Source organism: Allokutzneria sp. NRRL B-24872 (assembly GCF_002155965.1).
In the GTDB taxonomy this organism is placed as follows: Bacteria; Actinomycetota; Actinomycetes; order Mycobacteriales; family Pseudonocardiaceae; genus Allokutzneria.
Window position 1 is genome coordinate 1 of the sequence record NZ_MUMH01000163.1, and the last position, 11,849, is coordinate 11,849.

General features: G+C 69.7%; 13 protein-coding genes and 1 pseudogene. 1 reads left to right on the plus strand and 13 read right to left on the minus strand.

The features are described from left to right. From CCN37_RS32570 to CCN37_RS32630, 13 genes and pseudogenes are all read right to left on the minus strand, one after another. A pseudogene (locus CCN37_RS32570) lies at window positions 1-238 on the minus strand (hypothetical protein); the annotation flags it as partial. After that, complete coding sequence (locus tag CCN37_RS32575; RefSeq protein ID WP_086828341.1) at window positions 222-770, minus strand: phage tail protein; 549 nt, start codon at window positions 768-770, stop codon at window positions 222-224. The pseudogene CCN37_RS32570 and the gene CCN37_RS32575, both read right to left, overlap by 17 nt. Beyond that, window positions 767-2,710 (minus strand): putative baseplate assembly protein, encoded by a 1,944-nt coding sequence (locus tag CCN37_RS32580; protein WP_086828344.1) that lies wholly within the window; start codon window positions 2,708-2,710, stop codon window positions 767-769. Before CCN37_RS32580 ends, CCN37_RS32575 begins: the two co-directional genes overlap by 4 nt. Window positions 2,711-2,734: 24 nt before the next feature. Next, complete coding sequence (locus CCN37_RS32585) at window positions 2,735-3,154, minus strand: GPW/gp25 family protein (RefSeq protein WP_371505336.1); 420 nt, start codon at window positions 3,152-3,154, stop codon at window positions 2,735-2,737. A gap of 11 nt (window positions 3,155-3,165) precedes the next feature. After that, entirely contained in the window at window positions 3,166-5,061 is a 1,896-nt protein-coding gene (locus CCN37_RS32590) for a phage baseplate assembly protein V (protein ID WP_086828346.1), read from the minus strand. Then, window positions 5,058-5,867 (minus strand): LysM peptidoglycan-binding domain-containing protein, encoded by an 810-nt coding sequence (locus tag CCN37_RS32595; protein WP_086828349.1) that lies wholly within the window; start codon window positions 5,865-5,867, stop codon window positions 5,058-5,060. The genes CCN37_RS32590 and CCN37_RS32595 overlap by 4 nt, the downstream gene beginning before the upstream one ends. 16 nt (window positions 5,868-5,883) lie before the next feature. Further along, window positions 5,884-6,336, minus strand: a complete 453-nt coding sequence (locus CCN37_RS32600) for a phage tail protein (RefSeq protein WP_086828352.1) — start codon at window positions 6,334-6,336, stop codon at window positions 5,884-5,886. 9 nt (window positions 6,337-6,345) lie between these two features. Next, a complete protein-coding gene (locus CCN37_RS32605; protein WP_086828354.1) occupies window positions 6,346-6,798 on the minus strand; it encodes a phage tail protein in 453 nt (150 codons plus the stop codon). A gap of 21 nt (window positions 6,799-6,819) precedes the next feature. Further along, window positions 6,820-8,715, minus strand: a complete 1,896-nt coding sequence (locus tag CCN37_RS32610; protein WP_168200973.1) for a DUF4157 domain-containing protein — start codon at window positions 8,713-8,715, stop codon at window positions 6,820-6,822. A 308-nt stretch (window positions 8,716-9,023) separates the two neighbouring features. Continuing rightward, on the minus strand, window positions 9,024-9,185 hold the full coding sequence (locus CCN37_RS42455) for a DUF6760 family protein (RefSeq protein WP_371505341.1): 162 nt from the start codon (window positions 9,183-9,185) through the stop codon (window positions 9,024-9,026). Further along, window positions 9,179-9,559, minus strand: a complete 381-nt coding sequence (locus CCN37_RS32620; RefSeq protein ID WP_086828361.1) for a hypothetical protein — start codon at window positions 9,557-9,559, stop codon at window positions 9,179-9,181. The genes CCN37_RS42455 and CCN37_RS32620 overlap by 7 nt, the downstream gene beginning before the upstream one ends. Beyond that, on the minus strand, window positions 9,556-10,014 hold the full coding sequence (locus CCN37_RS32625; protein WP_086828364.1) for a phage tail protein: 459 nt from the start codon (window positions 10,012-10,014) through the stop codon (window positions 9,556-9,558). Before CCN37_RS32625 ends, CCN37_RS32620 begins: the two co-directional genes overlap by 4 nt. A gap of 12 nt (window positions 10,015-10,026) precedes the next feature. After that, entirely contained in the window at window positions 10,027-11,520 is a 1,494-nt protein-coding gene (locus CCN37_RS32630) for a phage tail sheath family protein (protein WP_086828366.1), read from the minus strand. Between the two features lie 149 nt (window positions 11,521-11,669). Between CCN37_RS32630 and CCN37_RS32635 the strand changes: the two genes are divergently transcribed. Continuing rightward, window positions 11,670-11,849 (plus strand): hypothetical protein (locus tag CCN37_RS32635; RefSeq protein ID WP_143261911.1); only part of this gene is annotated, 180 nt, incomplete at its 3' end.

Here is an 11,849-nt window from a genome sequence, read left to right on the forward strand (position 1 = left end):
CCGCGGCGGCCTGCTCGACGGGGTCGCGGGTGCCGACGTCGACGTAGGTCCACTCGTGGATCTTGACCCGGACGCGTTGCCAGAAGCCGAGCTTCGGCGGTTCGGGCTCCTCCACGACGGGCTCGGGGCGCTTCGGGGCCTTGACGACCTCGCCGGTCCACTCCAGGAAACCCCCGCAAGAGCCGCAGAAGGTGTCCTGGCCGGTGTTGGCCCAGCCGCACTTACGGCAGACGAGCATCGTCGACCACCTCCACCCGGTGCGGCACGTGCGCGGGCTTCACGGCGGCGAGCACGGAGTCGACGAGGTCGCGGTCGGCGGCGGCGCGGGCGGGGATGCGCGCGATGATCCACGGCCTGGCCTCGCCGGGCAGCGGTTCGCCGGGAGAGATGGCGCCGAGCACGCCGCCGCTGTCCACCACCTCGACGGGGTGGCCGGTGATGGTGGCGAGCTGGTCCCGGATGCCGGTGAGGGTGCCGCGCCAGCGGTAGTGGCCGATGGCGGAGGCGAGCGCGCGCCTGCGCCGGTCCTGCGGCAGCCGCTCGTCGGGGACGACGCCGACCCAGCTGGCGAGCCAGTCGAGGAAGTCCTCCGGGGTCAGCAACGGGTCCACATAGGACACAAAGTTGTCCATTGTGGACAGAACGGGGGCGAGGACGTCGTCCAGCCCCGCGGTGAACCGCATGGCGAACTCGTCCTCCTGGTACACGCCGGGCAGGAGTTTGCCGAGCGGGTGCGGGGAGGTCAGCCCCGGTACGGCTCCGCGCGTCATCGCCGTTCCACCTTGATCTGGTGCTCGTAGGAGAAGGTGAGGCTGTTGGGCTCCAGTTCGATCCACTGGGTCTCGCTGCCGCGCACGCCGGTGACGGGGTTGGCGCCGAAGAGCCGGACCTCGGCGACGAGGTCGACCTCGCGCAGCTGTTGCAGCGCGGCGAAGACCTCGCCCTGCTGCACGGGTCGGCCGAACGGCCAGCCGGTGCCGTCGGGACCGCCGGAGAGCGGGTTGAGGAGCTGGTGCAGGGTGGTCATGGCCTGCTCGCGCACCTTGTCCACGTCGGAGTACGGCATGGCCAGCAGGCGTGCCACGACGGTGACGCCCTTGTACAGCGGCGGTTCCACGACGACGCGGACACCGGCGACGCGGACCTCTTCGAGCCGTTTGACGAGCTTGTCCACGGTGTCCTGTCGCGGCACGAGGTCTTCGAACTGCAACCGCCCCATGGGGTTGGGCACGGAGGGCACGACGAGCAGGCGGAGTCCGCCTTCGTCGTCGTGGTCGGGGATGCAGCGCACCCGGCTCAGCTCGGGCGCCGCGGCGGTCGCGATGGCCTCGTAGTCCTCGGTGGTGACGGCGCGGTCCCGGCTGCGCAGCGTCTGCGGTCCGCGCGCCTTGGCCTGCTCGACGGTCTCACCGTCCACACCGCCTTGTGCGGCAACCAGGTTCTCGACCGCGGAGATGAACGGGATGGCCGAGGTGAGCGTCTGGATGGCGCTGCGCACGACGTTGCCGCGCCTGCCACCGCCGGTGGCGTAGCGGGCCATGCGCACGGTCGCGCCGGCTTCGGGCACCGCGCCGTACTGCCGGGTGCTGCCGTCGCGTTCACGCAGCAGCGGCCCGAACTCCACGACACCGCCGGAGGCGTCGAGCACGAAGTGCTTGTCCCTCGGCCCGCTGTCGGCGAAGTGCTCGACGCGCTCCCACGTCACCCAGCCCCCGTCGGAGGCGACCTGGAGCAGCACATCGCCCGCGTCAACGAGGACCGGCGTGTGACCGACACGGAACCTTTGTCCCGCAACGCCTTCGGCTTCGCCCAGGGTCTCGTCGCAAACGTTCCTGGCGTGCACGGCGCCGACGGTGCCACCAACCGTTCCGACCTCGATCCCGCGCAGCACGGGCGAGGCGCTGTAGGCCGGCTGCTCGCTCTCGCACTCGATCACCCTGGCGCGCAACCACCCTCCGCGTTCGCCGTCGAAGACCCCGACATCGTGGTTGTCGGGCAGGTGCACGATGACCGTTCCGGAGCGGTTCAGCCCTCCGGTGTCGTCCCCGGTGACCAGGCACTCCACCCAGGACCCGCCGTCCCACGCCTCCCACAGCAGCGGAGGCCGCGCGGGGTCGACACCGACGCCCTCGGTGGTGCACACCACACTGAGCCGGACCGCGCAGCTGGGAGCAGGCTCGGTCAACGCGACCAGCAGCTCGTCGCCGGGGGCCGGGCGTGCGGAGAAGACCGCGCACTGCTCGCCCACCCGAAGCGCTGCGAGGCGTTCGACGGACTCCTCAGCGCCAGAGGCCTTGGTGCGCAAAGACTTCAGCTCGCACGGCAGGATGTCGAGCGTGCCCGTCGTCGCGAAGAGGATCTGGTCGTCCGGGCCGCTCACGAGCGTGCCGACGGCGGTGCCCTCATCGATGCGCAGCGGTGCCGTCGCGGGCGCGGAGAGCCAGAACGTGACCGGCACGCGCGCGGCGACGGGCGGGTACAGCCGCACGCCGATCAGCTCCAGGAACTTCACGTAGAGCCGTTCCGGCAGCCGGTTGAGCCGGTACAGCAGCACGTCGGTCATGTAGGCGAAGGTCTCGATCAGCGTCACGCCGGGATCGGAGACGTTGTGGTCGGTCCACTCCGGACAGCGCCGCATGACGAGCCGTTTGGCGTCGTCGACGAGCTCCTGGAACCGCCGGTCGTCCAGGTCGGGAACGGGTAGCGTCACGGCAGGTCCCCCCACGTGGTCATGTCAGTAGTCGGTTCCGTCGTCGGGAACGGTGTAGAACGGGAAAACCAGGTTGCGGGGGTCGTTGGTGCCCTTGGTGACGTACTGGATGTCCAGGTACAGCACGGAAGGGTCGTCCTCGTCCGGCGTCGCCCGCACGTCGGCGACGTCGACCCGGGGCTCCCAGCGCAGCAACGCCTGCCGGACCTCGTGGACCAGCTCGGCCGCGGTGCTCGGGTCCGTTGACCGGAAGATGAAGTCGCGCAGCCTGCTGCCGAAAGCGGGCCGCATCGGCCGCTCCCCGGGGTAGGTCGACAGGATCAGCCGCATCGCCTGCTCCAGCTCCTGTTCCCTGCGCACCAACGCGATCCCGCCGGTGGGACCGACCCCCATCGGGAAGGCCCAGCCCGCTCCGACGAAGCGGTCGGTCTGCTGTTCACCCACTGCCCACCTCCTCAGTTGATCTCGACCATGGTTCCCTTGATCTGCACGATGCCGTCGCTGGCGATGCGGACCGCCGCCTTCGCGGTCAGGTTCAGCACCGCCCCGCCGTCCACCGTGACGGCGCCCGCCGGTCCCGCGTTGATCTGCACGACGCCCGCGCCCCCGCACTCGATGACGATCCGCCCGCCCGCCCCGACCGCCGGTGTCGCGCTCAGGGTCGCGGTGCCCAGCAGGCTGTCCAGCGTCAGCGTCGCGCAGTCGTCCTTGTTGCCCAGGCTCACCTTCGAGCTGACCAAGGTGTCCTCGAAGAGGAGCTGATTGCCCTTGGGCGTGGAGATCCCGCGCCGCATGACCGAGGCGGCCGGGCCGAGCGGGAGCACCGCGGACTCGCTCACGTCGAAGGAGGTCTTGCTGTTGATGAGCCCGCCGAGCACGTAGGGCCGCCGGACGTCGCCGAACTCGAAGGCCACCAGCACCTCGTCGCCGACCGAGGGCAAGAACAGGGTGCCGCTGTCCACCCCGGCGCCCGGGCTGACCACGCGCGCCCAGTCGGTCTCGAACGTGGGCGAGAGCCACGGCAGCGTCACCTTGACCCTGTTGCGGCGGAACAGGTCGGTGATGCTGCTGACCACGCCGCAGACGACTCCGTTGATGCGCGGGGCCTGCGGGCGCACGCCCGAGGTGAGGCCGTACGGCGAGCGGTCGTGCTTGCCGGAGACGGTGAAGTGCGTGATGTAGCCGCCCTCGGAGTCGTCGAAGACGTGCCGGGCGCTGGTCACCGCCCACGTTCCCTCGAACTGCCGAGGCACGCCGGAGACCTTGACGAGCCCGCCCGCGTTGATCAGCGCGTTGCCCAGCGCCCGCCCCTCGGCCTCGGCGTAGCCGGAGACCATCCGGTCGCCGATGGCCTCGGCGAGGTCGTTCGCGGCGCCGCCGGAGCCGATGCCGGTCGCCACCGGTTGGTCGACCACGACGTGTGCGGTGGGGCTGGGCTCCGGGTTGACCATGGGCACGCCAAGCGCGGACAGCACCGGCGGGACCGGCGGCTTCGGGATCGCCAACGGGATCAGCGGTGACTTGATGAAGATCTTGGCGAGGTTCGCGGGCGCGTCGTCGGCGATCTTCGCGGTGAGCGCCCTCAGCTCGGACCTGCCGACCCGGACGCCGCAGGCCCACGGGTCCCACACGCGGACCTCGACGTCGGGGGTGAGTGAGGCGGCGGTCAGCCTCGGGTGGAAGCTCAGCAGGTCCTTCTTGAACTCCACCGTGGTCTGCCTGCCGAACAGGGTCCTCGCGATGCCGATCAGCAGGCCGCCGGGCCGCACCGGCTTGCGGAAGTAGAACTTCCCACCGGCGACCCCGGTCTCGAAGCCGATCTCACTGGCCCGCCACTGCAGGAACTCCCAGTCGGTCTGCTGGACCTGGGCGAGGTGGGCGTGCACGCGCGTCGTCGGCTCGATGAGACCGATCGAAAGGCCGTGCTCGGCCGCGATCCGCGCGGCGATGACGCAGTCGAGCTGGTAGAGGAACGTCCTCGACCGCTTGGCCCGCTGCAACCGGTGGGCCTTCTCGTAGCCGCGCAGCACCGTCAGCAGGAGGCCGTCGGCGCACCTGGCCTCGATCGAGGTGACCTCGCCCTCGATCAGCTCGTTGCCGGAGCGGCCGTCGTGGACGGCGACGCGGCAACCGATGCCGTAGCCGTTGCGGTCGACCAGCCAGCCCTCGGGGTCCTCGAAGGTGATCTCGAACATTCCCGGCAGGTTCGCGTCGTTGTCGACGACCACCCGGCGGATGCGGTGCTCGGTGTCCAGGCTCAGCGGCATCGGCGTGAGCTGGCCGATCAGCACCACGGCGCGGACGCTCTCGCCGTCGGGGGTGTTGCCGAGCAGACCGAGTGGGTTGATCACGACGCCGCCTCCTCGTGCAGCTCGTCGGGGTTGGGCAGGTAGAGCGTGTCGCCGGGGCGCACCCGCATCGGGTCCTCGACGTCGTTGACCTCGGCGACGCGCCGCCAGTCCCCCGGCCTGCCGTAGTGCTCAAGCGCGATGCCGGGCAGCGTCTCCTGTTCGGTCACCGTGTGCCCCGTGCGGCCGGGCGGACCTCCGGACGTGGGGTTGGTCGGCAGCGTCGAGAAGATGTTCTTGATCTCCACGAGCTTGAGGTTCACCTTGGCGCGCAACGGAATCCCGAGCTTGCTGAAGCGCGTGTAGGTGATGTTCACGTCACGGAGGACGACGTCGTAGGTGAACGCGACGATCGGCATCCCCCAGATGAAGGTGAGCGTGGGCAGCTTCGTGCTGTAGTCCTGGAACGGCCGCATCATCAGCCCGCCGATCTTCGGACCGACGCCGAGCTTGCCCGCCAGCGCTCCCACCGACAGCGGTATGCCCCCCGCGAGCAGGCCGTCCAGCAGGCCACCCGTCGGCGTGAGCCAGTTCAGCAGCCGGTCGCACTTGGGCTTGGTGTCCGGCCCCTCGAAGATCAGGCCGGACAGGGTGATCGTCGGCATGTCCGACTTCTTGAAGTAGGGCGGGCTGGAGCCCGAGGAGGAGTTGCCGTGGGTCTCCACCTCGTTGGCCCGGTGCAGGACGATCTGCTCCGGGTTGAGGTCGAAGGGCACCACCCCGAGCGCGGTCAGCGAGCGGCAGACCAGGGCGGCCTGGCCCGGCTTGGGGATGAACCCCTCCGCGACCCCGGCGACGGCCTCCAGCATCAGTCTCTCCTCCCGCTCACAGGAATCCCCGGTGCAGCAGCTCCAGCTGCTCGATCGCCACCTCGGCGCCCTTGGCGTCCAGGTCGGGGCCGCGCCAGCTCTTCGGCAGCACCTCGCGCAGCCTCCAGCTGCTCACCTTGTCCCCCGCGGCGTCCAGCAGGGTGATGCGCGCGGTCCCGCCCTCGTGCAGGCCGTAGCCGTTCATCCACTTCTCGACGTGCGTGGACAGCCAGCCCTGCACGCGGGCGGAGTCCGCGGCGACCATCGCGCGCTGCAGGGTCACCGGCGCGTAGTCGACGCACTTCGGCAGGTAGGTCTTGGACGAGTAGTCACCGCCGCTGACGAAGGCCTCGGTCTCGAAGGTGACGGCCAGCCCCTTGCAGCTGCGCCAGCCACCGAGGTCGATGCCGTCCACTTCGACGTGGAAGCGCATCGCCATGCCGAGCCGGGCGTTGGCGGACAAGGACATCGCGCCCTCTCAGAACTTGATCTGGTCGTCGAGGAAACCGCGGTGCATCAGCTCGAGGGTCTCCAGCGCGACCTTGCTCTGCATCGCCTCGAAGCCCGAGATCGACCACTTGGCCGGCATCACGTCGCGCAGCTCCCACTCCATGACCTTCTTGCCGGTGGCGTCGAGCAGCACCACCGAGCCGCCGTGGCTGCCGTGCTTGAAGGAGGTGGCCGAGAGCCAGTCGCGCACCTTCGTGGAGTCCTCGCAGGCCGCGCGTTCGAGCTTGATCGTCTGGTACTTGGTGTTGCCGGGGAAGTACCAGCGGTCGTTCCCCGCGTCGCCCGCGCGGTACTCCACCACGTCCCAGCTCACGTCGAGGCCCTGGACCTTGGACCAGCTGCCGAGGTTGTGCGCCCCGTGGTCCATCAGCACCTCGAACCGGTTGGCCATCGCGATGCGGGCCTGCTCGCCGATCGGCATGGTGTTGCTCCTCTCCCCGTGCTAGCCGAGACCCGACAGTCGCCCGGCCCGCTCGTGGCCGACGATCAGGTCCTCGCGCAGCGCACTGCGAACCCGTTGGTAGATCTTCTGGAACAGCTCGTCGAAGTTCAGCTCGGCGAACTCGTTCTTGCCGTTGTTGAGCTTCGCGTTCTCCACCGCCCGCTCGGTCTCCTCGTGCGGCGAGGGTTCCCAGTCCTTCCACGCCTCGGCGGAGCGCTCCCGAACCACGGCACTGGCGTTGTCCCGCAACCAGTTCGCGGTCCTGCCGGGGTGCGAGGCCATGTCCGTGACCGTGCGGTCCTCGTCCTCGGTGAGGTGCATCCCGGCGGTGCTGAAGAGCGACCTGGCGAACGTGCTCCCGGCGCGGCCCATCAGCTCACCCCAGGAGGAGATCTCCTTGGCCTCCGGCCCCTCCGGTACCTCTGGCTGGCTCCACGGCGCGGTCCAGCTCGCCCCCGGTTTGCGCAGTTTCGTCGCGCTGTCAGGTGTTTCCGTCGGCTGGGGTGCCTCGTCGAGCTCGGGCGCTGACCAGAACCGGCCGAGTCCGACCTTGCCCATTCCCTTGCCCAGGTAGCGATCGGCGCTGTCGACCTCGGACCGGCTGGGGTCCAGCCCGGTCGCGCCGAGCAGCCCGGAGAGGGCTCCGCGCCGCAGCTCCCCCCAGCTCTTGTACTCCACGGGCACGTGGGCGCCGCTGTCGGCGGAGGTCGAGGACAGCAACGACTTCAGCACCTCGTGCATCTCGTCGACCTCGTGGTACTCGGGGGGACGCCCGCTGTGCACGACCCGGTTGGCCACCTCGACGAGCTTGCGCGCCATAACGCGCAGGTCCTGGTCGTCCATGCCGACGTGGGCGGTGACGCCACCGGCTTCGCGGACGATCTCGAACCAGCGGGTGAGCTGTTCCTCCGTCGGGTCGCCGAAGCCGTCCTTGCTCTTCAGCTCGCTGGCGGCCAGCTCGCGGGCGATCTCTCTGATCTTGTCGTGCGGCAGTTCGTGCTGCACCGCACCGCTGGCGGCCAGTGACGGCCCTGCAGTGATCGCGCCCTCGCCGTCGTAGTGGGCGATGCCGAGCCGCACGAGCTCCCGGCCCACGTCCTGGCGCGGCGCGACGTGGCGCAGCTCCGGGGGTTGTGTTCTCCGCCCGGCAGCCCATTCCGCGCCCTGCACCGCTTGCAGCTCCAACGCGATGCCGTGCGGGGAGTTCTCCGCTGGCAGCGAGGTGCCGAGCGTGCGTTGCTGGACGACGTGGGTCAGCTCGTGGCCGAGCAGCCCGCGCACCTCCGGCGCGTCGATCGGTCCGGCCTCGGCCGGCAGGTGCACCTCGCCGTCCCGGGTGAACGCGCGCGTGCCGCGCGAAGCGGCTTCCGCGGAGACCTCCGGTCCTCTGTGGACGATCACGTCGGACACGTCGGTCCCGTGCGCGGCGCTGATGTCCGCCGCGAGATCCGCCGGGACCCGTTCGGTGGTCGGTCGTGCGAGCACGAGCTGTTCGTGCGACGGGAGGCGTTCTGCCGCTTCGGGTTCGGCTTCCTCCTCGTCATCGGCCGAGGGCACCTGGGGGATCGGCGCGCCGAGGCCGAGTCTGCGCGACTGGCCGAGGTTGCGCCTCGGTCGTGGCTTCGGTGCGGGCTCGGGGGTGTGCGCCTGCGGCTGCGGTGTTTGTTGCGGCACGGGCGGGAACGACAGGACCGAGGGCATTGGCTCGGAGGGGTGTCGCAGCGGCTCCGGCGCCGGGGGCAGTTGCACCTGCCTCAGCCACTCCGGCGGCCGGTTCGGTTGCGCCGGTTCCCTTGGCTCAGCCACGAAGCGCGGTTCGGCGAACACCAGCGGCTCGGGGGTCACCGGTGTTGGCCGGACCGGCGCGACGCGGTGCACCGGCGCTGGCAGTTCCACCGAGCATGGCTCCGGCGCGGGCGAAGTGGGGATCGTTGTGGTGATTCCCTGGACGATTCCCCTTGGTGCGTCGAAGGAACGGGAACGGAGAACCGGTGCGTGAGTGAGCGGGCGGATCACTCGCACCTCGGGGAGCTCGCCAACCGGAACACCCACCACGGGCGGGGCGGCGCGGAAGGTCAGGCCCAGCGACGGCAGGCGCCGCCACTCCTGGCGCGGCCGTGCGGTGACGGCGCGCCCGCGCGATTGCTCGCGCGCCTGTGCGCGAACCCAAGGCCACGACCAGCGCATGGCGAACTCCCTTCTGCTCATTCGACGGCACTGAGACGGCCGTTGATCGCGCCGATCTCCTCGATGACCCTGACCCGGGCCGGGTGTTCCATGTCCACAATGGACTCAAAGGGCCAGTGCAGGTAGTAGGCGACGTACGCGACTTCCTCCCACAGGCGGTCGGCCGCGTACGTCAGGATCTCCCCGAGGCATCACCGGCGATGTCCACCGAGAAGTCGGTGCCGCAGCCGGGACAGCTCACCGAAGCCTCGGTGTGGCCCTCCTGGTTGATCCGGCGGTAGAGGTCCTGGAGGAAGGCGAGATCCGATGCGAACAGGCTCTCGACCACAAAGGTGTCCACAGATGACAGAGAGCCGAGCTTGGTGACCGTGCGCTCCAACAACAGCACGGTCAGGTAGGCCGGGTTCTGCCGGACTCGCGGATCGGTCTGCGGGGTCAGCTCGTCGCGCGCGGTCGCCAACCGCATCACGCCCTCGCGGTGCGTCGTGCCCGCGTCGTCCACGTAGCCGCGCGGCAGCGTGAACGGGTACTCCGTGCGCAGCGCCGAACTCATGGGGCCACCCGCTGGATGTGTTCGCACACAATGGTGACCGACTCGGTGAGCACGTCGTTGGAGCCCGCCTTGAGCGCGCCGATCTCCAGCTTCGACGGCCAGGCGTTCTCCAGGTAGTAGCGCGCCACCGGCTGGCCGTCGAAGTTGTACATGACCAGCGAACAGCTCTTGCGCGCGGCGACGATGTTGCCGGTGAGCACGGCCTCGTGCCAGGCCCACAGCTGCATGCCGCCGGTCTTGCCGCGCTTGAGGATCACCGTCGGCGGCTTCTTGGAGCCGGGCAGCTTCTTGAACCCGACCTCGCGGTCGGAGGAGTACATGTAGTCCACCGGCTCCACCTGGGTGGTGATACCGGTCAGCTCGGTGAAGCAGGCCAGCTCGTAGCCGTCCACCGTGATGGAGAACCTGGCGGCGGTGAGCGCGTCCTGGTTCTGGTTGGGACCCAATCCCATCATCGTCGATTCCCCTTATTCTTCAAGGCCTGCGCCCTCGGCGTACTGCGAGATGCGGAACACGACGAACTCGGCGGGCTTGACCGGGGCGATACCGATCTCGACCGTGAGGATGCCGTTGTCCCGGTTCTCCTGCGGGTTGTTCTCCTCGTCGCACTTGACGTAGAAGGACTCGTTGGGGGTGCGGCCGAACAACGCGCCGTCGCGCCAGACCCCGCGCAGGAACATGGTGATCGTGCGCTTGACCGAGTCCCACAGCTTGGGGTCGTTGGGCTCGAACACCACCCAGTTCGTGCCCTGGAGAATGGACTTCTCCACATAGTTGAACAGCCTGCGCACGTTGAGGTAGCGCCATTCCGGGTCGCTGGAGAGCGTGCGCGCGCCCCACACCCTGATGCCCTGGCCGGGGAAGGCGCGCAGGCAGTTGAGGCCGATCGGGTTGAGCGCGTCGTGCTCGCTCTTGGTGATCGCCAGCTCCAGCGCGACCACGCCGCGCAGCTGCTCGTTGGCAGGGGCCTTGTGCACGCCGCGGGTGGCGTCGCTGCGCGCCCAGATCCCGGCGAGGTGACCGCTCGGCGGGACCTCACGGGTCTTGCCGGACAACGGGTCGACGACCTTGACCCACGGCCAGTACATCGCCGCGTACTTGGAGTCGTAGCCGGCGAAGTCCGTGCGCCACTTCCTGACCTGCTGGGCGTTGAGGCCCTTCGGGCTGTCCAGGATCGCGACGCGGTCGGACATCAGCTCGCAGTGCGCGATCATGGCTTCCTGAACGGCTTTCACACCGTCGTCGTCGAGCAGACCGCGCTGGTGCGCCGCCATGAGGTCGGGCGCGCACAGCATGGTCACGTCGTCGATGGCCTCCAACCCGGCGAAGCCCGTGCGGTCGGCGGCATCGCCGATGTAGTCGCGCGCCGACACCGCCGGTGCCGCTTCCACGTGCGCGAGCACGACCTCGGTTCCCGTCACCGGGGCGGCGAGCTTGCCCGCCTGCTGCTCCTCGACCTCGATCAGCTTGGAACGCTGGCGCAGCGCCGTCACCACGAAGCCGGGCCCCTTGCGGGTGCTCAGGTTCTCGTGGGTCTCCTCGACCTTGCCCGCCTTCTTCACGACGAGCTTGAAGGTGTCCTTTGTGGACTCCTCGACCGCGACGGAGATCTCCGCTTCGACCCCGGGCAGCGCGCGCAGAGTCAACGGCGGCGTGTCCGCGCCGGTGGGCAGCTGCGCGACCGCTCCGCGCGGGCGTTCCGCGCCGACGCGCACGACGTAGGCACGCCCGCCGCCGTTGAGGAAGTAGCCGTACACCGAGTGCGCGAGGTGGGCGCCGTCGACGAAACCGCCGAAGGTCTGGGTGAACTGCGTCCAGTTGGTGACGAGCACGGGCTCGTTCACAGGCCCCTTCTCGGCGAAGCCGATGAACGCGCCGACAGCGGTTCCGACGCCCTCGATCGGTTTGGAGCCCGAGGACACCTCTTCGACGTACACCCCTGGCGCCAAGTAGTTCGGCATAGGTCCTCCCGGTTGTCTCGGTCGCCAGCCTCACAGCTGCGACGCGGACTCCCAGGTGCTCTCCAGCCCGTCGCGCGGGCACCCCGTGCTGCCCGATCGGGCAAGCTCGACCGTCCACCTGGCACGGTGCGCGGGTGCACCCTCGATGGGTGATCACCGACATCGACGCGGCGCTGCGGACCGTGCTGGAGGAAGCCCTCGGCTCGCGCGCCCGCGTCGAGCTCGGCGCACCGGAGGACGCCTCCACGCCCGTGGTTTCCTTGCTGCTGCTCGGTATCCGCGCCGAGCAAGGCGGTACCGACTGGACGGACGTCCGCGACGCGCACGGC

Bases quoted from the DNA above. Each gene is read 5' to 3' on its own strand.
- CCN37_RS32575 (WP_086828341.1), bottom strand. From the start codon at position 770: ATGACGCGCGGAGCCGTACCGGGGCTGACCTCCCCGCACCCGCTCGGC.
- CCN37_RS32595 (WP_086828349.1), bottom strand. From the start codon at position 5,867: ATGCTGGAGGCCGTCGCCGGGGTCGCGGAGGGGTTCATCCCCAAGCCG.
- CCN37_RS32600 (WP_086828352.1), bottom strand. From the start codon at position 6,336: ATGTCCTTGTCCGCCAACGCCCGGCTCGGCATGGCGATGCGCTTCCAC.
- CCN37_RS32605 (WP_086828354.1), bottom strand. From the start codon at position 6,798: ATGCCGATCGGCGAGCAGGCCCGCATCGCGATGGCCAACCGGTTCGAG.
- CCN37_RS32620 (WP_086828361.1), bottom strand. From the start codon at position 9,559: ATGAGTTCGGCGCTGCGCACGGAGTACCCGTTCACGCTGCCGCGCGGC.
- CCN37_RS32625 (WP_086828364.1), bottom strand. From the start codon at position 10,014: ATGATGGGATTGGGTCCCAACCAGAACCAGGACGCGCTCACCGCCGCC.
- CCN37_RS32630 (WP_086828366.1), bottom strand. From the start codon at position 11,520: ATGCCGAACTACTTGGCGCCAGGGGTGTACGTCGAAGAGGTGTCCTCG.